At 58.4% G+C, this 26,071-nt stretch carries 21 protein-coding genes and 1 pseudogene; 8 read left to right on the forward strand and 14 right to left on the reverse strand.

Features of this window, described 5'->3' with window-relative positions; translation table 11 throughout:
* Positions 1-34 precede the first annotated feature (34 nt).
* The 3 genes from traG to ATY77_RS19635 are packed head-to-tail and all read right to left on the reverse strand — an operon-like array spanning position 35 to position 2,461.
* Positions 35-1,954 (reverse strand): Ti-type conjugative transfer system protein TraG, encoded by a 1,920-nt coding sequence (gene traG / locus ATY77_RS19625; protein ID WP_088688476.1) that lies wholly within the window; start codon positions 1,952-1,954, stop codon positions 35-37.
* Positions 1,945-2,184 (reverse strand): conjugal transfer protein TraD, encoded by a 240-nt coding sequence (locus ATY77_RS19630; protein WP_088688477.1) that lies wholly within the window; start codon positions 2,182-2,184, stop codon positions 1,945-1,947. Before ATY77_RS19630 ends, traG begins: the two co-directional genes overlap by 10 nt.
* A complete protein-coding gene (locus ATY77_RS19635) occupies positions 2,174-2,461 on the reverse strand; it encodes a TraC family protein (RefSeq protein WP_088688478.1) in 288 nt (95 codons plus the stop codon). Before ATY77_RS19635 ends, ATY77_RS19630 begins: the two co-directional genes overlap by 11 nt.
* A gap of 176 nt (positions 2,462-2,637) precedes the next feature.
* Here ATY77_RS19635 and traA point away from each other — a divergent pair, with 176 nt between their 5' ends.
* Entirely contained in the window at positions 2,638-7,263 is a 4,626-nt protein-coding gene (gene traA, locus ATY77_RS19640; protein ID WP_088688479.1) for a Ti-type conjugative transfer relaxase TraA, read from the forward strand.
* Between the two features lie 101 nt (positions 7,264-7,364).
* On the opposite strand, the gene ATY77_RS19645 is transcribed toward traA, so the two are convergent.
* Together ATY77_RS19645 and ATY77_RS19650 are read right to left on the reverse strand one after the other, a co-directional pair.
* A complete protein-coding gene (locus ATY77_RS19645) occupies positions 7,365-7,835 on the reverse strand; it encodes a hypothetical protein (protein ID WP_088688480.1) in 471 nt (156 codons plus the stop codon).
* A gap of 157 nt (positions 7,836-7,992) precedes the next feature.
* A complete protein-coding gene (locus tag ATY77_RS19650) occupies positions 7,993-9,006 on the reverse strand; it encodes a class I SAM-dependent methyltransferase (protein WP_088688481.1) in 1,014 nt (337 codons plus the stop codon).
* A 288-nt stretch (positions 9,007-9,294) separates the two neighbouring features.
* Between ATY77_RS19650 and ATY77_RS19660 the strand changes: the two genes are divergently transcribed.
* From ATY77_RS19660 to ATY77_RS19675, 4 genes are all read left to right on the forward strand, one after another.
* The gene (locus ATY77_RS19660; RefSeq protein WP_245314360.1) at positions 9,295-10,146 is read left to right on the forward strand and encodes an AraC family transcriptional regulator; all 852 of its coding nucleotides are present in this window, start codon (positions 9,295-9,297) and stop codon (positions 10,144-10,146) included.
* A gap of 100 nt (positions 10,147-10,246) precedes the next feature.
* The gene (locus ATY77_RS19665; RefSeq protein WP_088688601.1) at positions 10,247-11,470 is read left to right on the forward strand and encodes an MFS transporter; all 1,224 of its coding nucleotides are present in this window, start codon (positions 10,247-10,249) and stop codon (positions 11,468-11,470) included.
* A gap of 2 nt (positions 11,471-11,472) precedes the next feature.
* Complete coding sequence (locus ATY77_RS19670; protein ID WP_088688483.1) at positions 11,473-12,879, forward strand: hypothetical protein; 1,407 nt, start codon at positions 11,473-11,475, stop codon at positions 12,877-12,879.
* Positions 12,880-13,260: 381 nt separating this feature from the next.
* The gene (locus ATY77_RS19675) at positions 13,261-13,746 is read left to right on the forward strand and encodes a helix-turn-helix transcriptional regulator (RefSeq protein ID WP_088688484.1); all 486 of its coding nucleotides are present in this window, start codon (positions 13,261-13,263) and stop codon (positions 13,744-13,746) included.
* An 82-nt stretch (positions 13,747-13,828) separates the two neighbouring features.
* Here ATY77_RS19675 and ATY77_RS19680 read toward each other — a convergent pair.
* From ATY77_RS19680 to ATY77_RS19695, 4 genes and pseudogenes are all read right to left on the reverse strand, one after another.
* Positions 13,829-15,063, reverse strand: a pseudogene (locus ATY77_RS19680) (CapA family protein).
* 79 nt (positions 15,064-15,142) lie between these two features.
* Entirely contained in the window at positions 15,143-15,985 is an 843-nt protein-coding gene (locus ATY77_RS19685; RefSeq protein ID WP_088688485.1) for a transporter substrate-binding domain-containing protein, read from the reverse strand.
* A complete protein-coding gene (locus ATY77_RS19690; protein ID WP_245314361.1) occupies positions 15,982-16,791 on the reverse strand; it encodes an ABC transporter permease in 810 nt (269 codons plus the stop codon). Before ATY77_RS19690 ends, ATY77_RS19685 begins: the two co-directional genes overlap by 4 nt.
* A 4-nt stretch (positions 16,792-16,795) precedes the next feature.
* Positions 16,796-17,461 (reverse strand): ABC transporter permease subunit, encoded by a 666-nt coding sequence (locus ATY77_RS19695; protein ID WP_088688486.1) that lies wholly within the window; start codon positions 17,459-17,461, stop codon positions 16,796-16,798.
* A gap of 241 nt (positions 17,462-17,702) precedes the next feature.
* Between ATY77_RS19695 and ATY77_RS19700 the strand changes: the two genes are divergently transcribed.
* Positions 17,703-18,674 carry a LysR family transcriptional regulator gene (locus tag ATY77_RS19700; RefSeq protein WP_245314362.1) on the forward strand — a complete coding sequence of 324 codons (972 nt, stop codon included), beginning with the start codon at positions 17,703-17,705 and terminating at the stop codon, positions 18,672-18,674.
* Positions 18,675-19,105: 431 nt separating this feature from the next.
* Here ATY77_RS19700 and dhaL read toward each other — a convergent pair whose 3' ends face one another.
* From dhaL to ATY77_RS19715, 3 genes are read right to left on the reverse strand one after another with little or no spacing between them, the layout of a single operon-like run.
* Positions 19,106-19,747 (reverse strand): dihydroxyacetone kinase subunit DhaL, encoded by a 642-nt coding sequence (gene dhaL / locus ATY77_RS19705; protein WP_088688487.1) that lies wholly within the window; start codon positions 19,745-19,747, stop codon positions 19,106-19,108.
* Positions 19,748-19,757: 10 nt separating this feature from the next.
* Positions 19,758-20,750, reverse strand: coding sequence for a dihydroxyacetone kinase subunit DhaK (locus tag ATY77_RS19710; protein ID WP_088688488.1), 993 nt, complete (start codon positions 20,748-20,750; stop codon positions 19,758-19,760).
* Positions 20,751-20,771: 21 nt separating this feature from the next.
* Positions 20,772-21,623: a TIM barrel protein gene (locus ATY77_RS19715; RefSeq protein ID WP_088688489.1), complete on the reverse strand. Its 852-nt coding sequence runs from the start codon at positions 21,621-21,623 to the stop codon at positions 20,772-20,774.
* 227 nt (positions 21,624-21,850) lie between these two features.
* Between ATY77_RS19715 and ATY77_RS19720 the strand changes: the two genes are divergently transcribed.
* Positions 21,851-22,780 (forward strand): LysR substrate-binding domain-containing protein, encoded by a 930-nt coding sequence (locus ATY77_RS19720; RefSeq protein WP_088688490.1) that lies wholly within the window; start codon positions 21,851-21,853, stop codon positions 22,778-22,780.
* A gap of 72 nt (positions 22,781-22,852) precedes the next feature.
* Here ATY77_RS19720 and ATY77_RS19725 read toward each other — a convergent pair whose 3' ends face one another.
* Together ATY77_RS19725 and ATY77_RS19730 are read right to left on the reverse strand one after the other, a co-directional pair.
* Entirely contained in the window at positions 22,853-23,701 is an 849-nt protein-coding gene (locus ATY77_RS19725; protein WP_088688491.1) for an alpha/beta fold hydrolase, read from the reverse strand.
* The gene (locus ATY77_RS19730; protein ID WP_088688602.1) at positions 23,698-24,666 is read right to left on the reverse strand and encodes an NAD(P)-dependent oxidoreductase; all 969 of its coding nucleotides are present in this window, start codon (positions 24,664-24,666) and stop codon (positions 23,698-23,700) included. Before ATY77_RS19730 ends, ATY77_RS19725 begins: the two co-directional genes overlap by 4 nt.
* 387 nt (positions 24,667-25,053) lie before the next feature.
* Between ATY77_RS19730 and ATY77_RS19735 the strand changes: the two genes are divergently transcribed.
* Positions 25,054-26,070, forward strand: a complete 1,017-nt coding sequence (locus ATY77_RS19735) for a TRAP transporter substrate-binding protein (protein WP_081284275.1) — start codon at positions 25,054-25,056, stop codon at positions 26,068-26,070.
* The last annotated feature ends 1 nt before the right edge of the window (position 26,071 follow it).

Consider the following 26,071-nt stretch of genomic DNA (forward strand, 5'->3'; position numbering starts at 1 on the left):
TCTGCGGCGACGAGGTACGGCCTCGCATTGATCCTCAAGTAATCGACTTGACGAAGCGGTTCGCCTTGGCGACCGCATCCATCTCCCTGCGCCGGAAGTAGATCGCGCGTCCGCAGCGGATCGGACTATGACCCTGCACGATGATGATTTGCTCGTCTTTGCGCATCGACTGGGTGATTTCATGCGGCATGATCAGCGGCCGCCGTTGGAAACTGATGCTCTCGGATTTCCGCGGGCCAGCGGCCCGTTTGTCCCAACCGAGGTTGCGTGAACTGCCTTTGACCTCGACGGTCATCTCACCGCATTGGGCCGAGACGGAGCGGGCGGTGTCGAGCGCCTTGATCGCGGCATAGCTCGCGAAGGCGCAGCCCTCGATCCATGAGGTCGCGCCGTCTTTTCCGAAATGCCGTTCCAGCTGACCGACCGATTGGTACATCAGCATCATGCTGATACCGTACTTGCGGCCGCGGTCGCGGGCCTCCTCGAGAACGCGCATGTAGCCGAGCAGATCGACCTCATCGAGCATGAACAATGCCCGGCGCGTGAAAGCGCCGTCGGCCTGCATCATGGCGTTGATCAACGAGCCGATGATGACGCGGCCGATTCCGGGATAGGAGCGCAGGATCGATGCCGGGATATTGAGGAACACGTCCTTTCTGCCGCTGACGATATCGCTCGGTTTGAACGCGTTGCCGCAGACGAGCGCGGCATAACTGTAGAGCGAAAGCCACTGCGTATCTTTCGATGCCGTGGAATAGACGCCGCTGAAGGTCTGCTCGGTCATGTTGGTGAAGACACCAAGCGTTTCCCGGATGAAGTCCGATTGCGAGTTTTCCTGGATGTCGCGCAGCATGGCGAGCACCGAGGGCTCGGGCTCGGAAACGATCTCCCGCAAGCTTCGCAGATTCCGCCGCCCGGCATATTCCGGTGACAGCATGACGTGCGCCAGCAGCCCGGTCAGGAGATTGTGTGCCTGGCTCTGGAAATAGGATCCCGTCGAGGATTCGAAGCGCACGCTCTCCGACAGCAGCATATGCGCGATGCCGACGATATCCTCCTCCTTTTGGCTCGACGTCTCGATTCCGTCGAGCACGTTGAAGCCCATGGTTGGGTTTGTGGGATCGAGCACCATGACCTCCCGCCGGAGCGCGTTGGTGCGGTGCTCGACGACTATGGGCGCGACCTCAGTGGAGGGATCGAGGCAGATCAGAGGTCCAGTATATTTGAGCGCTGTCGGCACGACGTTGCTGGTGGTTTTGTATCCGCCCGATCCGGCGAAAAACAGCATATGGGTGGAATCGAAATCCTGTTTGTAGGTGAGCAATGGCGCCTTCCCGCCCTGTCCCCATGTGCTACGATCGCTTGCATCGAAGGGAAGCGCATGGACGATTTCCCTGTCGACCCGATAGCGCTCGCCGACGACGATTTCCCCATCCGGCGGAAACAGTTTTCCTGCTGCCGCCATGGGCAGCCAATCGGCATCTCCGAATATTCCACGCCGGGCACGCTTGATTTCATCCGGCACGACGACGGAGATGCGGGCGGACACAGCCACTGCCATGAAGCCGGCGACGGCGGCGATGACTGCGACCATATCAAGATAGGACAGCGCTCGATCCCACGGAACGACCCGGGCCTGCACAGCAGGTGCAAGCCGGCCGAATTCGCGCAGCGCATAGAAGGCGGCAACACCGAGAAAACACAAAAGACTTGCCATGGCGACCGGCCTTCGCCGATGCAGCGGCAAGGCCCACACGGTCAGAAGTCCGGCAAGAGGTCCGAACAGTAGAGGCGGCACAGGTGCTGCCCGCAGGAACCAGTGTTCCATCTTCCCGGACATGCCGGCGGCGAGTCCCGGCCATCGCCAGCCAACAATGTAGATTGTGATCGTGGTGACGGCGATCGGCGCCAAAACGAGCAGCAGGCTTGGATGTGGTTTGTCTCTTAGGCCCATTCCGCCGTCTCCTTGAGATGCGATGAAACGTCGGTCAGCGACGGAGCCTTGAAAGCCTCTTCGCCGATATCGCGTAGCCGCCGATGCTCAATGGAGCCTGGGACGAGCGTTGCCATTTCAATAAGGCCGCCGAGCAGGAATGCCCTATCCGCCTTCGACAGCCCGGCTTTGACGACGATCCCGCCGAGCAGGATCATTTCGCGCGCGTCGCGCCTGCGCTCAGCCGTCATTTGGAACCTGCCCCTGCGCTCCAGCGCCGCTATCTCCTGATCGACGCGCTTGAGGAGCGGGGCCAGCGGCGCCTTTCCTTTCCCCCTTTCGAAATCGCGCGGCGATCTCCTCGATGATCCGATCGACCTCCTCGTCGGCGATCTCCATCTCTGCCAAGCCGGATTTCGTTGCGGCGCGGGCAAACCGCTCGGCCGATTTAACTATCAACAGACGTTTGCGTTCACGCAGCTTTTCGATCTGGGCGTCGAGATCGGAAATCGATGATTTTGTCGCCACTGCCGGATCCTTTCCGTTTTCAGGCAATCGATACACAGCGATTATACTAACTAGAATAAAATAGTAAAATGCGTTAGCGTGCAACCGGAAAAACGGCATCGGCCCTGCGGTCCGATCGGTTCGAGGGCGCAATATACGTCGCTGTCGCGACGTGCTTGGAAGGTCAGGAGACGTCAGTGGCGATCATGTTCGTCAGAGCGCAGGTGATCAGCAGGGGAGCGGGACGCAGTATCGTCTCGGCCGCCGCCTATCGCCACCGCGCCCGGATGATGGATGAACAGGCCGGCACCTCGTTTAGCTATCGGGGCGGAGCTGGCGAGCTGATGCATGAGGAGCTGGCCCTTCCGGATGACATCCCGGATTGGCTGCGGTCGGCGATATCAGGTCAGTCCGTCAGCAAGGCCAGCGAAGTGTTTTGGAATGCCGTCGATGGCTTCGAGACTCGGGCGGATGCGCAGCTCGCCCGCGAACTGATCATCGCGCTGCCGGAAGAACTGACCCGGGCCGAGAATATCGCGCTGGTGCGCGAATTCGTCCGCGACAATCTCACTTCGAAAGGGATGATCGCCGACTGGGTCTATCACGACAAGGACGGCAATCCGCATATCCATCTGATGACGACGCTGCGGCCGCTGGCGAAGGAAGGGTTCGGGCCGAAGAAAGTTGCCGTCGTGGGAGAGGATGGCAAGCCGCTGCGTGTCGTCACGCCGGACCGCCCGAACGGCAAGATCGTTTATAAAGTCTGGGCGGGCGACAAGGAAACGATGAAGGCGTGGAAAATCGCATGGGCGGAGGCTGCGAACCGGCACCTAGCGCTTGCCGGCCACGAGATCCGGCTCGACGGCCGCTCCTATGCCGAACAGGGTCTCGACGGTATCGCGCAAAAACATCTCGGGCCGGAGAAGGCGGCGCTTGCGCGAAAGGGCAGGGAGCTCCACTTCGCGCCGGCTGATCTTGCCCGCCGCCAGGAGAGGGCCGATCGGCTGCTGGCAGAGCCGGAGCTTTTGCTGAAGCAGCTCGCCAATGAGCGCTCTGCCTTCGATGAGAGGGATATCGCCAGGGCGCTGCATCGTTATGTCGACGACCCGGTCGATTTTGCCAACATCCGCGCACGCCTCATGGGGTCGGACCAATTGGTCATTCTGAAGCCGCAGGAGATCGGGGCAGAGACGGGAAAGGTGTCGGAGCCCGCCGTGTTCACCACACGGGAGATGCTGCGTATCGAATACGACATGGCACAGTCGGCGCGGGGTTTGTCGGAGCGCCACGGTTTCGGTGTTTCCGAGCGGAATGTGAAAATGGCGATCGAACGCCTCGAGAGTGGCGATCCCAAAAATCCGTTTCGGCTCGATGCAGAGCAGGTCGATGCTGTCCGTCATGTCACCGGTGACGATGGCATTGCCGCCGTCGTCGGGCTCGCCGGCGCCGGCAAATCGACGCTGCTTGCTGCCGCACGTCTTGCCTGGGAGGGCGAGGGACACCGGGTGGTCGGTGCCGCCCTTGCCGGCAAGGCTGCGGAAGGGTTGGAAGGAAGTTCCGGCATCCGGTCGCGTACACTCGCCTCCTGGGAGCTGGTCTGGGCCAATGGCCGTGAGACGCTGCACCGCGGCGACGTCGTGGTGATCGACGAGGCCGGCATGGTCTCGTCGCAACAGATGGCCCGCGTGCTGAAGATCGTCGAACAGGCGGAGGCGAAAGTCATTCTAGTCGGCGATGCGATGCAGCTGCAGCCGATCCAGGCGGGTGCTGCCTTCCGGGCGATCAGCGAACGCATCGGTTTTGCCGAGCTTTCCGTCGTGCGACGCCAGCGCCAGGAATGGGCACGCGATGCCTCGCGTCTGTTTGCACGCGGCGAAATCGACAAGGGCCTCGACACCTATGCCAGGCGAGGCCATCTGGTCGAGGCGGGGACGCGGCAGGAGATCGTCGATCGCATCGTTGCCGATTGGAGCGATGCGCGCAGACAGGCAATCGGTCGATCTGTTGGCGAGGGCAGGAACGGCAGTCTTCGCGGCGATGAGTTGCTCGTGCTCGCCCACACCAACGCCGACGTCAAACGTCTGAACGAGGCGCTGCGATCGGTGATGACGGGTGAGGGGGCGCTCGGCGAAAGCCGCAGCTTCCGGAGCGAGCGGGGCGCACGGGAATTCGCTGCTGGCGACCGCATCATTTTCCTGGAGAACGCCCGCTTCATCGAGCCGCGCGGCCAGCGGCTCGGCCCGCAATATGTCAAGAACGGTATGCTCGGCACGGTCGTCTCCACCGGCGATGCGAAAGGCGAGGTCCTGCTGTCGGTGCGCCTCGACAATGGCAGCAAGGTGGTCTTCGGCGAGGACAGTTATCGCAATGTCGATCATGGCTATGCCGCGACCATTCACAAGTCGCAGGGCGCGACGGTCGACCGCACCTTCGTGCTCGCGACCGGCATGATGGACCAGCATCTGACCTATGTGTCGATGACGAGGCATCGCGACCGCGCCGATCTTTATGCGGCGAAGGAGGATTTCGAGGCGAAGCCGGAATGGGGACGCAAGGCCCGCGCCGATCATGCCGCGGGTGTGACCGGCGAGCTTGTCGAAACCGGCGAAGCCAAATTCCGGCCTGACGACGAGGATGCCGACGATAGCCCCTATGCCGACATTAGGACCGACGACCGAACCGTGCATCGGCTTTGGGGCGTGAGCCTGCCGAAGGCGCTCGAGGAGGCCAACATCTCAGAAGGCGACACCGTCACGCTGCGCAAGGACGGCGTCGAGAAGGTCAGGGTCCAGGTTGCGGTCCTCAACGAAGTGACAGGCCAGAAGCACTACGAGGAGAGGGAGGTCGACCGCAATGTCTGGACGGCCAAGCGGATCGAAACCGCCGAGGCTCGCCTCGAGCGCATCGAGCGGGAAAGCCATCGGCCGGAACTCTTCAAGCAGCTCGTCGAGCGGTTGTCGCGCTCGGGCGCCAAGACGACGACGCTCGATTTTGAGAGCGAGGCAGGTTACCGGGCACATGCTGAGGATTTTGCCAGGCGCAGTGGGCTCGATCATCTCGCTTTGGCAGCGGCCGAGATGGAGGAAAGCCTGTCCCGGCGGTGGGCGTGGGTTGCCGAGAAGAGGGAGCAGGTGGCGAAGCTCTGGGAGCGCGCGAGCGTGGCGCTCGGCTTTGCGATCGAGCGAGAGCGACGCGCCTCCTACAATGAGGAGAGAACCGAAGCCTTGTCGCAAACGGACCTTGCCGACGTGCGCTATCTGATCGCACCGGCCACCGCCTTCTTCCGGAGCGTTGATGAGGACGCGCGGCTGGCGCAACTATCATCCCCGGCCTGGAAGGAGCGGGAACCACTCCTGCGACCTTTGCTCGAGACGATCTATCGCGACCCGGATGCCGCGCTTGCCGCCCTGAATGCGCTGGTGTCGAATCTGGGTATCGCGCCGCGCGAGCTCGCCGGCAATCTTGCCGCAGTACCGGATCGGCTTGGTCGCCTGCGTGGTTCAGACCCGATTGTCGACGGACGCGCCGCCCGCGATGAGCGCAGTGCCGCGATCGCCGCCTTGAGGGAACTCAAGCCGCTGGCGCGAGCCCACGCGACCGAGTTCCGCAGGAACGCCGATCGATTCCGCGAGCGCGAGGAGAGACGTCGGGCGCATATGTCGTTGTCGATCCCGGCGCTCTCCGAACGCGCCATGGCGCGCCTTTCGGAGATCGAGGCGGTGCGCAGCCAGGGCGGGAACGACGCTTATAAGACGGCCTTTGCGCTCGCCGCCAAAGATCGCTCGGTCGTGCAGGAGATGAAGGCAGTTAACGAGGCACTGACTGCCCGTTTCGGCTGGAGCGCCTTCACCTCGAAGGCGGATGATATCGCGGAACGCAACATGGTCGAGCGCATGCCGGAGGATGTCACCGATGAGCACCGCGGAAAGCTGACGCGGCTGTTCGAAGCCGTGCGACGCTTCGCGGAAGAGCAGCACCTCGCCGAGCGTCGGGATCGCTCACAAGTCGTCGCCGGCGCGCGTGCTGATTTCAGCAAAGAGCCAGGAAAGGAGAATGTCATGCCGTCCATGATCGCTCCCGTTACCGAGTTCAAGGTCCCGGTCGAAGAAGAGGCGCGATCTCGTGCCCTTGCTTCGCCTCTCTATCGCCAGCAGCGCGCCGCGTTGGCCGAGGTGGCACGAGTGATATGGCGCGATCCGGCCGGCGCCGTTGACAAGATCGAGGAGCTGTTCGGGAAAGGTTTTGCCGCTGATCGCATTGCTGCCGCGGTGACCAATGACCCGGCCGCCTACGGAGCCTTGCGCGGTTCCGACCGTCTCATGGACCGGATGCTAGCATCGGGTCGGGAGCGGAAAGAGGCAGTGTTGGCCGTGGTGGAAGCAGCAAGGCGTCTGCGCATGCTTGGTGCGGCCTATATCAATGCGCTCGATGCCGAACGCCATGCCATCACGGAAGAGCGTCGGCGTATGGCGGTTGCCATTCCTGCGCTGTCGAAGGCTGCGGAAGAGGCGCTGACGCGCCTGACCGGCGAAGCGAGGAAGGACAGCAGGATGCTCAGCGTCTCCGCCGCGTCCCTCGATCCGAACATCCGCCGGGAATTTGCCGCTGTCAACCGGGCGCTCGACGAGCGCTTTGGTCGCAATACCATCGTTCGGGGCGATAACGACCTCGCCAACATGGTGCCGCCTGTGCAGCGCCGAGCTTTCGAGGCGATGCAGGAAAGGTTGAAAGTCCTGCAGCAGACTGTTCGCCTGCAGAGTAGCGAGCAGATCATCGTTGAGCGGCGTCAACGGGCTGACCGCGCTCGCGGCATCAACCTCTGAGGCTCGAAGAATCGGGGCATGAAATGGTTGGTCGGTTGGAAAAGCACGAGGAGCCGATTGGACCGAGATCGATCTTCCAATGGGTGGCGAAGCGGATGAAGCTATTGTTCGTCCGTTCCGCAGCGGTCATTGTAGAAGCGATTGCAGGCCTCGCCAGATCGCATGTTGTCTGCTTGACGCCACTCGATGGTCCCCTCGGACACTGACGTGGCCAGAAACAAGCTTGCCTCCAACAGCGCGCGGATGCCACAGAATGTGACGAGGTCTCGCGCTGACACCCTGAAAAACAAGCTTTCACTGGTCGGCACTATGATCGCGCCGCCATCTTCGAAAGTTAGAAGCCTGTCAGGTCCCATGGCGACGAGGGATTGGCAGAAGTCCTCGATTTGCGTGCAGATTATGTCGGCAACGTGCTGCGTGCGCGAGATAGCGACAAACGCTTCGGCGACGTGTACGCACTTTGAAATATCTCCCTCACCCGCCATCATTGGCGCTCGTGGCAGGATCAGATGCGCCTTGCCCGGCGGGCCAAGGTCAACGAAGTGACAGATTTCGCCAATCGATTTCTTCATGCTGTTCCTGCGTGTTTGGAGAAAAAAATTGTCGAGACGGAGAAGCGCTCGACGCTGCTCAACGTCGCATTCTGCAGATGCAAAGGTTGTTGCAGCTGGTGTTCGTGAAAAGATGGGGCAGTTGCGCTCATGCGACGGTCAAGACTGAGTGAGATCGCTAAAGAGTCCAGGATTGCCCCGATAGCCGCCTTGCTTCGGATTCTGGGTAAAGGCGGTAAGGAAGGTCCGCATAGACATATTCTGCCGGAATCGCGGGTGGGGACAGCTTCGATAGGAACAGGTCGAGATTCTCCTGACTGTTGCTGGAGACAAGCGTGTAGAAATTGCCGCTGTTCCAGGTGACGAATGAGTGTACGAAGAACCGGCGTAGTGCTTCGCCCATCTTCGAAAGGGTGACTTCGTTTCGATCCATTCGTGTCAGCACCGTCTCTTCCTTCGCGCGAATGTCTGACGCGCTGAAGAAGCGGGCTTTGAAGCTATGGTCCTTCTGGCGTTCCCGTCGCCGATATTCCTCGTCGTCTTCATGCCTGAACTTCTCCACGAACATGAAGAGCCCGTTGGTCTTGAGATGCTGCGAGACGAAACGGATCTGATCGAAGCGATTTGGTGAATACATCTGGAAAGTCGTGTCCTCGAGGATGATATCGAAACCGCCGCCAAACTTTCGAAGCTCCACGTCTTCTTGGATCCTTTGCGATGTCAGATGATGAAATGGTCCGTGGAAAAACATGGCGTGAGGAGGAACGCCATAGGCATAGAAGCTTCTGAGGTTCTCGACGTTGGGACTGCAGGACAGTGTTTCTATCCTGCCATTGCCAAGTTCGCCGATCACACGGGCCATCGTCCCCTCGGCTGTGCCTAGAGTGTAGAGCTTCAACTGCCCCTTTCTGGCGCGCGAATATTTGAGGATCGCGCTGCCCATGCGGCACTCTTCTTCGAACCGGTAGGGTATGCTGCTCAAGTAGTGCTTGTCGAACGGACCTTGGCGCAGCGGATGAAGGGCTGAAAAGCGCCTGAACGTCATGTCTACTGGGAACAAGCGGCGATCGAGCTCAGGCGATCTAACAGGCATTCCAGCCTCTCCGGACGCGGTTGTCGAAAAGAATTCCGAAAGCTCGTTAAGACGAGGTGCGCGGTCGCACTCCTCAATGAAGTCGGCAAATTCACGCATGCGAAAGCCTGCCTTTCTCTCGCACCATCGCGTTTTCAGGTTTTCAGGGAGGAAATCGCGCATCCCGAAAAGATTGCGCCCTCAGCGACGATGCTCCCAGAAGATGATCGTGATCATCATGTTTTCGCATCCACGATTTTGATCGGGTTTCACGAAATTGACATGAAATTCGACCTGAGGTTAAAGCCAGGTTTTTTAGCAACTTCGGGTGAGCTAGGCTCGCTGCCTGCGGTCTTTTGAGGAGCAGCTACTCGAGTGGGGATCCTTCCAATAATTCAGCCCGAACGGATGAAGAAGTCACAAGGGGAAACCATCCTTCACCAACAGGGCCTCTGGAGCCATGCCCGCGCCGATATCGTTCGTCGGCGCGGTCTGGGGCGACAGGTTATCGACGTTGTCGCGGACGATCACCTGATCTTCCTCAACATAAGGGGTACTGCGGCATCCGGCGAAAACTTTCTGGACGGACGAAGAGTCGAGTTCAGTCCGCGGCCGGACGGCTCGCTCGTTTATATTCCCCCCGGTTGCCATTGGACCGGTTGGGACGAAGGGGATGCTGAGGGTTGTTATCTTATGATAACCATGACGCGGGACTTCTTTTTCAACCTCGCGATCAAGCTGCCCCGCGCCGGCACCTTACGTCCGGAACTTGGATTTAGAGATCTGCCGATCCAATGCTTGGCGCGGCAGATTGCCGGAGAACTTTCACACGACGATTCCATGGGGAGTCTGATCGTTGAAGGGCATCTTGCGGCTATCTTCGGACTTCTGCAGCGCCGCTCCGGTACATCTGGCAGAGTATCTCGAGGAGGATTGGCGCCTACGGTTCTCAAGCGAGTGATAGGGCGAATCGAAGCTCATATCGATCGGCCTCCGAGCGTGCGCGCTCTGGCCGAAGAGGCGGGATTGACCTACGAGCATTTTTCCCGCGCTTTCAAGCAGTCGCAAGGCTCGACGCCCTATGGGTTCTATAATCAGCGCCGTCTTGAACGTGCGACCGACCTTCTCCGCACGACTGCGATGAGCGTGACCGAGATCGCGATTGCTTGTGGCTACGCCAGCGGGAGCCACCTCTCGACCAGATTTCGCCGGGAGACGGGATTTTCACCCGCCGAGTACCGGGCACTCTGGAAGGAATAGGTGGTTCTGGACAAGAGATAATATCAAATTCATGAAAGCCGCCAGCTATTCAGAGGAATAACATGTCCTCACGAACCTGCCAGTAGGGAGTGTGGATGAAGTGGGCGCGACAGAAAGCAGTTGCATTGGGTGTTATGCCTCTCGCGGCGTCTATCTCTTCTGTGTTCTGGCGTCGGCCACCGGCCGCAATGTCTACTTTGTGCTGGCGGCATGGGTTGCGACAGATGTCAGCAAGAGCGCGAGCGCTCTCGCCATCCTTTTGGCGCTCGGCAGTGCCGCTGAGTTGCTCACCAGCAATATTGGTGGGGTTCTAGTTGATCGATTTGATCGTCGCTTCGTCTGTATCGCTTGCGATTTATCCAGATTGATCCTCATATTTTCAACGGGCATTGGTCTCTCGTTCGGTGACCCACTTGGTGTTCTTTGCCTATCGTGGACCACCTTCGCGTTCCTCGACAGAACCCATTCGACTGCGCTGCAGGCCATCATTCCTGACATCGTTCGTCCTAAGAACCTCACTTCATTCAATTCGGCGTCTTATATTGCGATGCAGGCGGGCAATCTCATCGCCGCCATCGTCACCGGGTACAGCTTAGCTGGCATCGGCATGAATCTGACGTCGATCCTGCCTGGCGCCTTTTTCGGCCTATCACTGTTGGGGCTGCTGGCACTCGGCCGACAGCCGCTTTCTCGTTCTCGATCGGATTTGCAGGCAAAGAGCATTCGTCGGATGGATCTGTTGCCGACGACCTTTGTCGTTCACTCACTGAAGGCCATCGCCGTCATGTACGCGTTGACCTATGCGATGGGCATGCTTGTGAGTGTATTGGGCGCCGCATATGTCACCCGTGAACTCAAGGGGTCGGCGCTCGAGTTCGGTTATCTCGAGGCAGGTTGGGCCCTCGGTTCGATCGCGGGGTGTTCAGTCCTTCTTCTCAGAAGGGCGCGTCCGCGACGGCAGAGCATCCTCTTCCAGTCGGCGCTCGCCGGCGTAGTCCTGTTGGGCTTTCCTGTTTTCCAGAGCTTTTTGTCCACGCTCGTCCAAATGCTGTTGCTTGGCTTCTGCTACAACGTCACCCGGATTTTAATCGATGTACGGGTTCAATCGACTGTTTCGATCGACATTTTGGGGCGGGCGCGAAGCCAGATCCACACGATCTGTGTTTCGATAGGGCTTCTTGCTTACGGCATCATCGCGACCATCGGAGACGCAATTCCACCTTCGGGGATTTTTGGCCTCTTCGGGGCGCTGATGGTGGCCGTCGCGCTCTTCTTTCGTTTCAGTATGGATCGGGGAGCGCCGGTGGAAAGCCGGTTCGTCTGAGGATGGAGACGTCGCCCAATACCGAATTGGTATCAAAAGGTGAGGTGTTGGCCCTCATTTTTGATTTGTTCCCTTGGTTGCGTCAGTTTCAGCAGGCATCGCTGAACGACTATGCAAAGACGGCGTTCACGGTGGGATCGGAGCCATCGGGTTGCGTCGCGCGCAGCCAGGCAATGTCTTTATTGCGCTCACACGTGGGGGCCGTCGCGCAACGTCAGGGTTATTCAGCAGAAGCCGTGTCGAGCTTTCAAACCGAAATTGAATCCGCACCGGTGCTGCAGAGTGGCCCCCATCTCCACCTGTTGATCGAGCCGGACGCGTTTTACACCCATCTGTTCTCCCTGATGGGACTTCGCGCGCATGGCAGGACATCCTATATCTCCTACGCTTGCTCGACAGTGAAGTTTGTGGAGCGCGGTCGCAAGGGTCCGGCCTGGCTCCACGTCGATGGTGATGCAGTCAATGTCTTCGGCCTGTCCCGCAGCAAGATGATCCCCTACAGCATCCTTGGCAGAAACGGCTGCTACAGTTTTCATCTTCAAAACGTGGACAAGCCCGGTCGTGACTCGGAGGCAATTTCGAGCTTGCGGGACCTTTTGCCCCGTGGCGAATTCCAGTCGGCGGCAGAGGCGATCAAAGCGGCAAATCTTGGCCTCTGGAAGCGACATTTTGACAGCCAGGTAGACTTTCTTCAGCTTGACGATAGCGACATTGCCGATCTGGTCGCGGACCACCTTTCCGATGGTCGGTCCTGGCTGCGAGGCTCGCTGATCGAGGACCGAGCATTCGCGATGCGCCTCATCCATTGCATCGATCAACTCGCTGATTCGGCTTGGCGAGGTTGGCTGAAAAACTCGACTCATTTTTTCTGGGGCTGCACTGAAGGACGGCTTTTTCCGCTTTTGCTGGATGGCCGGTTCCTCCGGTCGAAAGCGCCCGAAGATGTCCGTGTTGAATTCTCGCCGGCAAGTCTTGTGGAGGCCTTGAGAACTGGCCGGATCGTGCCGAACCTTCTGCTGATGTTCATCGTAACGTCGATCCTGCCTGGCGTGCGTGTCCTAGGTGGAAGTCGGCATACGATCTATTATCCGTTGATGCGCTGGGCATTCTGCGAGGCGTTGAGGAGCAACCATCGTGACACACAGCTTCTCAACGCCCTGTCAAACGACGAACGGCCGGGGGTTTGGGGCCATCGCATCATCTCCTCGCCGTGCGAGCCGTTTTCGCTGCTGAATGCAGTTAGCCGCGGGGGTGTTGCAACGCTTCTCGAGCAGTTCGGCAAGATGAGCATTATCGACGCCTGCGGGCCCTTTTCCAGCTTCACCCAGGACCCCCTATGGGCGGAGCTTGCGGTGGCATACTCCTCCGGGAGGGTGGGCAGACACTCCTCGCAATGGGCGTTCCGCTGATCGCACCTCCTTTGGTTTTCTGACCACTTTACCGCCCGAAGCGTGACCTCTCGCTTTCGACTCAAGCGTCCCGCGTGTAGAGCGAAGCTATTGAATCTTGTGAAGAATTTGGTTGCGCGTCGAGCGGCTTTCAACTATTCTTTCCAGTGGGGCAGTACGCGCTGTCCCGGGGTGTGGAAACCCCTACAAGCGGTTGGTGTCGGCCGATTCGGCACCACACTCCTTGACCTTCGGTCGAGGAGCCTGTGGCGTATGTCCAGGTTCCTCGGAACTAAAGGCCACAGGACCGTCTTGTACGGTTTCCAACTCCCCGATCAGTGGGTTTAGCGAGTTATTCCGCGGGGGCGCACCGCGTGAAACTCTCCACACGGGGTATTCACCATGAAGCGCTATTCAGCAGCCCAGGTCCGGACTTCGAGGCCTGCGCAAACCCAACAGTCGAATATTGCACGCGAGTCGGTGCATCCAGTCGATCGACATGTCGGACAGCAGATCCGTATGCGCCGAATGCAGTCGAATGTGTCCCTGGGGGATCTCGGCGCCGGCATTGGGGTCAGCTTGCAGCAGGTGCAAAAATATGAAAGCGGCAAGAACCGCGTCAGCGCTTCGATGCTCTACGAGCTTGCAAATTGCCTCAAGATCCCTGTCTCGAGGTTCTTCGAGGGTCTTCCAGATCCCGAAACCACTCAGGACCAGCAATTCACAATAGAGATCGATGAGAAGATTGCCTACATTTCCACCGCGCAGGGACGGCGTCTGATTGAAGACGTTTTGCTCCTTTCCCCGCGAGTGCGCACTCGCGTCGCTGCCCTCGTCAGCTCGCTTGTCGACGAAGAGTTGGAAGAACAGAACAACGTTTCTCGCTAAAAAGAGACAACAAGAGCGGCGGTTGCAGATTTGGTCAGCGGTTCGCAGAGTTCTCGCCACGTGCTGCAGGTCTATCCCGCATCTAAAGAGCGATCTGGCCGACGTTCTTCTCTCGTTCAAGCACAGTGCCAAAACCGGCACTGCGGTCGGCAAGATCGTCAAAAATATCTGCCGCCGTTCTGCCATCGGCAAGCACAGGGAAGGGGAGGCGATCGCGGGCAGGATTCGATAGGGCCTCAGTTCCACCGATCACAATGGGACGTAAGCGTGCATTTTCCAGCCGTCCGCCAGATCCAAAGTTGCAGGTCGCGATGACGCTCCTCCACACTTCTGGCGGGCTCCATTCCTGTTCGTCTTTTTCCGTATGGAAGAGGAAGTTGCCAAGGCCGTAGAAAATCGGCGTATTCCGATATATCTCAATCGCTTGAAGGACCGGTGCGCCATGGCTGACGAAGAGGCCTGCGCCGGCATTCACGCAATCATGCGCAAATTCCGGACCCAGTCGGGGACTTGCTGCCAGTTCGGCTCCCAATGGTGATGATGCAAATATACGATGACGAATGTGTCGCGGCCCGCTTCTTCCGCGATCGCCGAAAGGTGAGCCCGGGCGCTGTGCCGGTCCACCACGATGCGGCGAGCGGTCTCGTCTGATCTCCGAAACACGGTTCCATAGAAATCAATTTCGTCTTGGCCCTGAAGATCCGGCGGATCCTCCGGCTGGGCATAATTGGCGCGCTCCAAAGGCGAACTTAGAAGATGTTCCTGAATGGAGCGAACCAGGTTGAAGGTTCCCGTTTCCAAGTCGAACACCCTGGAGACCTTCAGCCTATTGATGCCGGGCCTTGCTATCCTGTCCTGACTTGCGTCCTCGGCGTACATGAAAGACGGGCCCGGCCCGGCATCCATGGCAATGAGGGCAACACTCCGGGATCCGAACGTCATTTTCTGTGCCGTGGAAGCATGATGCTTGTTATGGCCGATGCCGGCATGCAGGAAATTGTGTGCCGCAACCTCCTCCAGCGTCGACAGGATCCCCGGCGGTCCGAGATCGAAGGCATGGTTGTTTGCCAGCGCCAGGCTGTTAAAGCCAAGCTCCTTCAATGCAGGCAAAACCTCCGGCGCCGCGGCGCCGAAATAGCGGCCTTTGAGCGGCCATCCACCATGACGACCATAGATGGTCGTCTCGAGATTGGTGAAGGCGACATCGCTTGCTTTGAGGATCTCCGCGATTTCAGCGAGCCGTGGATCGCTGATCGCTCGAAGATCATGACGAATGAGCGACTGGCCGGTGACAGCAATGGAAAAGGGTGCGGACATATGGTCTGCCTTCGATTTTGGGACGGCCGATTGCTCACGCGCTGTGGCTTCGGGGGAAATGCGGTCGTAGAGCCAGCGTCTAGTTTGATGTACGCGGCGAAACGTCGATCTTGAACCACTGCTCGCTCAGCCGCCTCAAGGTACCGTCTCTCGTGGCGGCGTCGATGGCACTATCGAACGCCGCAACGAGTTCCCTGTCGTCTTGCCGAAGCCCGACGCCGACACCCGGGCCCCACAAGCCACCGGAGAGCTGCGGGCCGTAGAGCGTTGCAATCCCGCCATCGTTGCTGTCGAGAAAGGCTTTCCACGTGAAATAGTCGGCAAGGCCGCCGTCGATGCGCTCAGCCACGAGATCGAGATGCATGTTGTCCTGGGAATCGTAGCTCCTGATCGTCGCGACCTTTCCGAACAGTTCATTGAGCACCGCTTCCGAATTCGATGATCGCAACACGCCTAGAGTTCTGCCGTTGAGGGCGGTTCGTAGCTCCTCGATCTTTGCCCGCTTTTCAGAGTCGATGGTGGTGAGATCGAGCGCCGCCGACGTATTCGTCGGCGGAAGATCGAGATCCTTGCGCATGACAAGTTGGTTGAAACCTCCGGCGTAGGGCTTGGAAAACGCGATCGATTTCTTCCGCTTCTCGGTTATCGCCATGCCCGACATGATCGCATCGAACTTCCCGACGGTGAGCGCCGGTATAATCCCGTCCCAGTCTTGAGGCACGAAAGTGCATTCGATCTTCATCCTCCGGCAAAGATCACGGCCAACGTCGATGTCAAAGCCGGCGAGTTCCCCTTCGGGGGTGATTGCATTCCAAGGCGGCGAAGCACCTTCAGAGGCGATTGTCAGTGTCTTCCTGTCCACTGCTCCGGAGTTGTTGGCACAGACGACAAGAGATAGGGCAAGCAGAAGTGTTCGTTTCACAACGATGTTCCTTTCATTGCTGTGTTTGATTGTTGGCGTCTGGAATGTGGGCTGGCGTCAAGTTCCGCCTCGAGTCGAGGGGCGGCTTTCGTCCGATCTTCGAGTGCAGGTTGCGCCGGCGGTCGACGGCTAGCCGTTGGTGTCCAATGTGTCTCCAGGATCTGGAAGCCTTGCGTGATCAAGAGGGTAAGCAGCAGGTAGAAAGCACCCGCGGCAATGAAGACCTCGTATGGAGCGAATGTCTCCGACACCAGCTGCCGCGCGAGCCCGGTCACCTCAAGCAGCGTGATCGTGCTTGCAAGGGAGCTTGCCTTCAGCATTCCAACCACCTCATTTGCATAGGCGGGAAGAGCGATCCTGAGGGTCAAAGGGAACACGATGAATCGGGCAGTCTGGAAACGGGAAAGGCCCAAGGCTTTGGCCGCTTCAATCTGCCCACGCGGGACCGCCTGGATCCCGCCGCGCAGTACTTCCGTCGTATGGGCAGCGCTGTTCAGGGTGAAAGCGATGAATGCGCACCAGAATGGCTCTCGCATCACTGCCCAGAGAAAGCTTTGGCGGACGAGGGGAAGCTGGCCAATCCCATAGTAAATCAGGAAAAGCTGCACCAGCAGCGGCGTGCCGCGAAACGCATAGGTATATGCCAGCACAGGCGCGGAAGCCCACGGATTTGATGATGCCCGTAGGAAAGCGAGCGGGACAGAAATGGCGAAGCCTGCGGCAAGCGATGCGAATGTCAGAACCAAAGTGAGAAAAAGGCCGCGGGGAAGGGTGAGCAACGCTTCAAGCGCGATGGTCGTGCTCATCGCCTCAAACTTTCATCGCCGGGAGCGAATAGCGGCGCTCCAAGAGCCGGAACGAAAGCAGGGACAGGCTTGTGAGCGCAAGGTAGATTCCAGACGCTGCGAGGTAGAAGGGGAGCGGAGCGCGCAGTGAGCCCGCGCCTATATAGGCGACACGCATGACGTCCGTCAGCCCGACGACGGAAATCAGCGATGTATCCTTCATCAAAGAGATGCAAAGGTTGCAGAATGCCGGCAGAGCGACGGGGATCATCTGAGGAATGATGATCAGAAACCAGATGTGTAAGTTCGAAAGCCCAAGCGCCGCTGCAGCCTCTCGTTGGCCTGGCGCAACCGCGTTGATCGCTCCACGAAATATCTCCGCTGCGTACCCACTGAACACCACGGTCAATGCCGCGACACCGGCCGCAAATGCATTGATCTCGATGTAGCGACCGATAATCGCGCTCAGAAGGGCGGTTCCGCCGAAATACACGAGGAGGATAATCAGAAGTTCTGGAACGCCGCGGATAATGCCGGTGTAGGCCCGCATGCACGCTGAAACCGGCTTCCGGTTTGAGTTGCGGAGAATGGCAATAAACAAACCTAATAGGGTCCCGAGAACGCAGCTCAAGGCAAACACAAAAAGTGTGTTCTTCAATCCGAACAAAAATTGATCCACAAATGCGTACAATGCAACTCTCCAATATGCTTGTGGGCGTACCAAAATACGAAATATAATCTCCGCGCATTACAGAGAATGCGCCGAGATTTAACCACAGGTAGATTCGATGTATTTTCCTAACTGGCGCTCTAATTCTGGCGTATCTCGAAAATATACTTTGACTTGCCGTCGTCAATTTATAAGATTCAGGAAGTTTCGATAAGCGCACCTTATGAGGCGCGTCGCTCTATCACGATCGAGATTCTTGGCCATGGACATCACCGACTCCGGAGTGAAGATCCGCCACCTTCAAATATTGCGGGAGGTCATGCGCGCCGGCTCGGAAAGGCTCGCAGCGCAGATGTTGCGAATAACCCAACCGGCGGTCAGCCAAAACATCAAGCAGCTAGAGGAGACTGTCGGCTTCGCGCTCTTCCGCCGGGAAAACAACAGGCTGGTTCCAACCGTCAAGGCATGGGAGTTTCTGCGCACAATCGATGCGGCGTTTGCAGGACTTGATCGGATCGGACCGTCAATCGACTTCCTGCGGAACAACGACACGCGAATGATCGGAATTGCGGCGCCAAGTGCTTTTTCCTTTGCGACCTTGCCGAAGGTGGTCAAAAGGATCCGGGAGAGGAGCCGCTCTTACGCCGTTCAGGTGAAAACAGGAACGTACCAGCAGATTACAGAACACGTGTTAAGTGGCCGCTCGGACATTGGCATCTCCCGATTGCCTCTTGATGATCGAATCCTAGACTGGCTTCCAATCGGCTCAGCTACCAACGTATGCCTTTTTCCCGCAAATCATCGATTTGCGGCGCAGCAGCTTGTCACCTCCGAAGATCTGGCCGGTGAGGCGATCATCGACATCGACCCGCAATTTGCCTCTCACCAAATGAGCGTCAATGCCCTTCGATATATGGGAACGACTCCTGACATCGCTGTGGAATATGACGCGAATGGCCACGACATTGGCTATGTCATGGCAGGGATCGGCGTCTCGATAACGAACGAGATCATTGCGAGAGAGTATGCTGACTTCGGCGTTGCGTTCCGCCGATTTCAACCAGGAGCGACATATCACTACGTTGTCGTCTGGCAAAAGGATCGAAGGCTAAGTGACAGCTTAAGATTTGCGCTGGAAGAGATAGTCGCGGCTGCGGCAGATCGAGCTGCTCAATCGTTGTCAAACGAGCGAGAGGCAGTCGGCGATACATCGCTATTGCCATCCGAGAACTAAGAATTTTCGACGCAGGGGGACCTGGCGCCGCGCGCTCACGGTGGGTTGTGGAGGAGCCAGACCTTCGTCGCGTCAGCTTCAGTCCCACCTGGATAAGGCAATGTCGCTATCAAGCACTGGAAGCGTTGGCGACGCTGAGATCGCTGGGTACTGCCTTTTCGCGTTTTTGCGGAACCCGACCCTGCAAGCGAAAGCGATGGTGCCCGGAGCCCGAATGCATAGTTCGCCGCCGACCCAATCTGTCCGTTAAATTTATTCCGGGATGGCCGCGAAAGCGGGTGTCCACCCTCGGGCGGCACACGGAGGAGTGTTGCCGGATTTCTGTCGCGGCGCTTTTCACATCAATAACCGAGCGGCACTCTGGATTGGCTTCCCCTTAAGCTCGGCATCACTTCGGTTCTCACTATGATCACGCTCAAGAAGCGATGACACTATTGAAGCCTATCACGGGTTCCCTCAGACAACTCCTTGAGGATCAGCGCGCAAGACGTCGCACCAGCATCCAGCACGCCGAGCGATCGTTCGCCCAGCCTGCTGGCTCGGCCGATCCGCGCGATCAAGTTCACCGTCGAATCGCGGCCACTTTCGGCTGCCGCAACGAGGAGTTCCAATGCCTCGTCGAAGGATTTGCCTTCTGATGTCGCTTTGTCAAAAGCTTCAACAGCAGGCACCAACGTGTCAAGCAATGTCTTGTCGCCGACTTTGGCCGAACCAATTTCTTGAATACCCGTCAAGCCAGCATGCAGCATTCGGCTGAACGTCTTGTTGTCGACCTGGTCGACCTGATCGATCTGCTGGGCAAACTCGGTGAACATCACACCGTAAAGCGGACCCATAGATCCGCCGATCTCGGTCATCAGGACTGTTCCCAGGGTCTCAAGTGCTTTTGCAAGCGATAGCTCCTTGCCGCGTATCCGGTCGGCCACTAAACCGAAACCTTTCGCCATATTTATTCCGTGATCGCCGTCGCCAATCTTGCCGTCGATCTCGCTGAGGTAGGCGCGGTTGTCGATGATCGCTCTTGCCATGGAGACTACGATTTCTCCGGCTGCCGCGTTATTCATTTTTTGCATTGTTCCCTCCTTAAAGTGTCGTCGCGCAGCGAACCTCGACCTCCAGTAGCGACTTTAGCTCTTCATCGAGCGCCATGACCGTCAAAGTCGCTCCAACCATCTCAAGAGACGTGAAGTAGTTACCAACATACGCTTTGTGGATCCTGAGGCCGCGGCCGGAGATTTCCTCCTCGACTGTGTCGAAGAGAATGTAAAGTTCGTTCAGCGGTGTCGCGCCAAGGCCAGATACCAGTACGGCCACTTCTGTCCCCGAGCTGAGATCATGGTCATCCAGCACGATCTGGCACATATCCTTGGCGACCTCTGATGCGCTCTTGAGCGCTTCTACTCGCACGCCCGGCTCGCCGTGATGGCCGATGCCGACTTCAATGGTGCCAGGCTCGATCTGGAAGTTCGGATGTCCGACCGCGGGAAGAGTGCACGGCCCCAATCCGACACCGACCGAGCGGCAATTGTCGATGGCCTTCTGCGCTGCGTCACGAACCTCGGATAGGCTGGCGCCCATCGACGCTTTCGCTCCGCCCACCTTCCACATGAAGATCTCTCCGGCAACGCCTCGGCGCTTCGCCTGCTCCTCCGCGGGGGCGGAGCATACGTCGTCGGTTGCAACGACCGTGGCAACCTCGATGCCGTCCTTTGCGGCGAGCTTCATCGCCATCTTCACGTTCATGTTGTCTCCGGCATAATTTCCGTAGAGGACAACGACCCCTTTTCCACCATTCGCTTCGCGTATGGCATCCTGAAAGCTCTTGGCCGTTGGCGACGAAAACAGCTCGCCGACCGCGACCGCGTCGAGCATGTTGCGGCCTATATAGCCAATGAAGGCAGGCTCGTGTCCGGAGCCACCTCCAGTTACGACACCCACTTTTCCTTGCGCGGGCCGGTCAATCGCCGTCACCACGCGTTGGTTTTCGGCGAGGCGCACGATGTCTCGGTGTGCCTTCACAAAGCCCTTGATGGTATCTTCCACGACCTCATCGCGGTTGTTTACAAAACGTTGCACTGCGTCCTCCTCCAGACACGGTCATTGATTGTCGTTGAGCGCTCGCCGGACGACCTTGAGCGACCGAGCCAGCGAGTCCTCGATCGATGACAGCGGCACGGGATCTTGGCGGCGAACGGGCTGCGCCTGCCGATTGCGATGCAGTCTCAAGGGAAGTTCAATACTGACCGGGAGGCTGTCGAGCTTTGCGATTGCAGCCAGGAGGCGCTCGCACCCGACCTTGCCGTCGCCGATATCGCAGAAAAACCAACCTTCCTCGGTTTCACGGACATCCTTGATATGGGCGTGCGCCGATTCCGGCAGCGCCAGGATTCCATCACCTGCGAGATCGTCCATGTCCGGTCGATGTGACGCTGTGTTTGCGGCGTCGTAATTTAGCTTTAGAAAGGGCGATCCGAATTCCTCAACAAGAGAAATACCGTCTCGCGCGGTGTTGATCAGGCTATCGCTGCCGTCTCCTGGGTTTTCCAGGCCAACGATGATATCGAAGGCTTCCGCTCTTCTCAGTATGGTTTCGACGTTGCGACGGAATGTTGCCTCTCTTTGTCGGGCGGCCGCGTTGGTCGCAATAACCTTGGCTCCAATCGCCGCGGCGAATGCCATGCGGCCCGTGAACACTTCGACCGAATCTTCGAAACCGAGGTCGATGTGCGACGACATTGCATGACACAAGAGCCCCGAAGACCTAAGCGCGCTGCGCCAACTGGTCATCTCGGAAGCTTTGAAGGCGGTCTCGTCAAAGGGTTCTGTATATCCAACGATAAAGGCCGGCTCGAAGTGCGTGAACCCGAGGGTTGCCGCGCTCTCCAGTGCGGCCTCTCTGCTATGCCCGTCGTACGGCGCGCCGGACACGGAGATCACCCGTTCAGCCATGCATTCCTCCCTTAGAAGAACGGCGCAAAGTCCGTTCCGAAGGGCAAAGTGTTAAAAACGCTTCATCCGGACAAGCGAATTCCATCGGTCAATGCATGAATACATCTCAACAGCTGCATCATTTGCGTTAAATTTCCTCATGGAATATAGAGGAAGGGCGTCCTCCAGCGTACTGAATCTCTCCAGTGGGAAAGGTGGCGAGGCACGCATAAACGGGAGGAGGGGTGATGAGCGCGTTGGAGTTTCCTTCGCTGCGATCGCTACAGGTGTTGGAAGCTGTCGCACGTCTTGGATCGTTTGGAAAAGCCGCCGAGGAACTGAGCATCAGCCCCTCGGCCGTGAGCCATCAAATGGCCGCGCTGGATTCGGAGCTCGGAATTGCTTTATTTCATCGCTCCGGGCGTTCAATCATGCTGACTGACGCGGGGAGGGCTTACGCCGAAGAGATCAGCGCCTCGTTTCGAAGGATCGAGAGCGCCACGCGCAATTTCACGAAGAAGGGCAAAAGTGACATTCTGAATATCCATTCGGTCGTCAGTCTCGCTTCGCAGTGGCTCATGCCTCGCCTGTCCCGGTTTAGCGCCCGCTATCCGGAGATCGATCTTCGACTGCACGCTTCTGGTGACCCGGCCGAGCTCAGGACCGGCAACGTCGATATAGACATCCGCTACGGAACGCAGCCCGTGGAGGTTGGCATCGCCGTCGAGCCCTTCCCACCCGAGCCAATAATGGTCCTGTGCGCCCCATCGTTGGTCGAGGGCGCAAACGGAATACGCTCACCGCAGGATCTCGCCAGATTTCCGCTCATCCACTCCGAAGTGAACCTCTATCGCTGGCAGGATTGGGCCGACGACCACGGTGTGAGGCTCAACATGGATCGGGGACTGCGTTTCGATAGATCTTTCATGTCCATCAATGCGGCCGCGGATGGACTTGGCGTTTGCCTGGAAAGCCTCATACTCGTCCGGCAAGATCTGAAAAGCGGGAGGCTCGTTGCGCCGTTTGGCCCGGAAGGCCCCAGCATCAATTGCCATAGTCTCGTGTACTTAAGGTCCAGGGCAAGAACACCAAAGATCGCTCTGTTCAAGCGTTGGATCGAAGAGACCCTGGCTGGCGACACGGTTTCTGCGAGTGAGATCGACGTCGGCGGGAGGTGAGTTATGCACACTCAGGGTCGGTGATGCGCGACTGGTGGATCAGACGCGCATCCCCCGACGTCAGGCAGTGGTTTAGCCAAAGAATTTCCGGAGTTCGTTCGCTATGAATTCGGGAGCTTCTTCTGCAACCCAGTGACCCGAGCCCGGGATCAATCCGCCTCGAACGTCACTCGCCACCCGGTGCATTGATTCCATCGTCTCCATGCCGCGGCCAAAACCACTGTCTCCGCCCAGGGCGAGGACCGGCATTTCGAGCTTGCCATCCCTCTCGAGGAATAACTCGTTGTCTTTGACGTCGGTTGGAAAGCCCCGATAATAGGCGAGAAGTGTGCGTAGGCCACCCGGTTTTAGGTAGGTACGGAAATACTCATTCTTGTCTTCCTGAGATAGCACGTTTGCCCGGCCGCCATAATTGTCAAACAACCATTCCAGATAGATATGCTCGCGACCGCCGAACATCGCTTCCGGCAAATCCGGCGTCCTAAAGAAGGGGTGGTGCCAACGCCGGCCGCCTTGCGACATGTCCGCTCCATCGCCAGGAATGGTAACGTCCAGGATCGCGAGCTTGCTAACAGCCTCCCGGTGCTGCGCGGCCAGGGCAAACGCCACCGGGCCGCCCCAGTCGTGTCCCACAAGATTGAAGCGATCGATCTTCAGATGTTCAGAAAGAAGCTCCCACACGTCTTCGGCAATCGTCTTCTTGTCGTACCCATCGGCGGGCCGGGAAGTGTCGCCGAGGCCCCGCAGGTCCGGCGCGATAATCGCGTACTTATCGGCGAGGAAGGGGATCACGTGCCGCCATTCGTGCGAACTCTGCGGCACCCCGTGAAGGAGAACCAGCGGCTTACCGGATCCTGCGGTCAGGTAGTGCATGGTGATGCCGGACAGTCGCGCGTAATTGCTTTTGATCTCGGCACTCATTTCTTTGCCTCCTTCTGGCCCGCCGTCATCCCCCGATACGCACGAATGACCTGACTGTCATCTGCCGAGCCCGACCCCTGGCCAGACGCGGCAAGGAAGAACTGATGCGCAACGGAGGCGAGCGGCAGGGCGGCCCTGGCAGAGGAGCCAGCGGCAAGCACGATACCGAGATCTTTCACAAAGATGTCTACCGCGCTCGTTACCTCTGGGTCTTCCAGAAGCATTCGCTGGCCACGATCGTTGAGCATCCAGCTGGCAGCCGCCGAGCCGGACACGATCTCGAGTACCGTTGAGGTGTCGAGCCCAGCCCTTTCGGCGAGCGACAGCGCCTCAGCCGCTGCCGCCAAGTGTACACCGCACAGCAACTGGTTGACCGCTTTGGCAACCGATGCCTGGCCAGGCCGCTCCCCGAGATAATAGATCTTGGAGCCGAGCACGTCGAGAAGATCGCGGCTCATTTCATAGGTTTGCCTGTCGCCAGCCACCATAATGGAAAGCGACGCGTCACGCGCTCCGGCGACGCCGCCGGAAACAGGTGCATCCAGAAACCGGTGACCGCGAGCAGTCACGGCCTCGGCCAGCTGTTCAACCTCGCCGGGAGGGCATGTTGACATCAGGACGACGATGCTGGTCCTGGTTGAATTTGCCAGGGCGCCCCGTTCGAAGAGGGCTTGGTGCGCCTGGTCGATGTTGACCACCATCAACATCAAGACGTCGGTCTCGCTGGCGGCTTCTGTGGCGTCTGGATAGGCAGTCCCGCCACTGTCAGCGAAGCTTTTTAGAGCATTCTCCGAGATGTCAAACCCCTTGACCCTGAAGCCGCTTTTTAGGAGATGCGACGCCATGGGCAATCCCATGGAGCCGAGACCAAAAAAACCGATTGTCGGTTTTCCCGGTTCTCGTGCCGGGCTCGGCTTTGTTTCTAAAGCTTGGTGCAATTCCGGTCTCCTCCGAGATACTGGCACGTCATAGGTCGGCACATCCCACCGGAGTGCCATGGTCGCATGCAAAGCGGTTAGCATAGCGGCTTCCTCCACATCAAAAGAGTTTGCGCAAGAAACATGTGATCTGGATTCATGTTGCCTGGCGCGTTCTCCTAGAAAAACTTTGTCTCCATCGCGGGTCACGCCGAACTCGCCTGAGTTCAACTCACCATTGGTCTGAGGCAATTCATTTGCGGACGTTTGGCGCAAGCGCCTATTTTACGTCCAGCCGCACAGTGGGAGGCTTCCGGCTTCAGCGACGTCACACCAAGGTCTAAGCAACCTGCGAGAAACTGAGGACCTCTTACGAGGAGAGCGCCTGCGCTGGAGAAACATCGACATAGATCAACACGGTTAGAGGAGGAACCAATGATCACAATGAACCGCCGTACCCTTATTATGAGTTCCGTGGCGATGACCGCCACGCTTGCGGCACCTCGCACAATGCGCGCGAGCTCGCCAGAGTTTTCGTTTAAATTTGCCAACATCATGCCCGTTGATCATCCGCTCAACACCCGTATGACCGAAGCTTCCAACAAGATCAGCGAGCAAACAGACGGCCGCGTGAGTATTCAGGTGTTTCCCGCGAGCCAGCTCGGCACCGATGCTGATATGCTCAGCCAGCTTCGATCGGGTGGCCTGGACCTTCTTGCGCAGACAGGCCTCATCGCAGCGACACTCGTTCCGCCCGCGGCCATCACCGGCGTAGGATTTGCCTACCCCAACTATGCTCAGGTCTGGAAGTCGGTGGATGGCGAGCTCGGCCGGAGCATCCGGACGGCTTTTGAGAAGGTCAACCTGATCGCCTTCGAGAAGATGTGGGACAACGGCTTCCGGCAGACCACCTCGATCGGCAAACCGATCAAGTCGCCCGAGGACCTCAAGGGCTTCAAGATCCGCGTCCCTCCTGCGCCGCTCTGGACATCGCTCTTCAAGTCCCTCGGCGCCGCGCCGACATCAATTCCATGGGGCGAAACCTATTCCGCGCTTCAGACTCACGTGGCTGACGGTCTCGAAAACCCGCTCGCTGGCATTTACTTTGCCAAAATGTACGAGGTTCAAAAGTATCTTTCCCGGACCAACCATATGTGGGACGGCTTCTGGATCCTTGCCAATCGGGACAACTTCGAGATGTTGCCTGAGGACTTGCGTGACATTGTCGTCACCGAAATCAATCGCTCGGCTCTCGTGCAACGCGCTGACGTCGAAAAGCTGAATTCCGAACTCCAGGCAGAGCTGACGAGCAAGGGTCTTGAATTTATCGACGTCGATACTGCCCAGTTCCGCGCGACGCTGCAGGCTTCGTCGTTCTACTCCGATTGGAAGGGGCGTTTCGGCGAGGAAGCATGGGCGTTGCTGGAGTCTACCTCGGGCAAATTGATCTGAG

Source organism: Rhizobium sp. R634 (assembly GCF_002211305.1).
Lineage (GTDB): Bacteria > Pseudomonadota > Alphaproteobacteria > Rhizobiales > Rhizobiaceae > Rhizobium.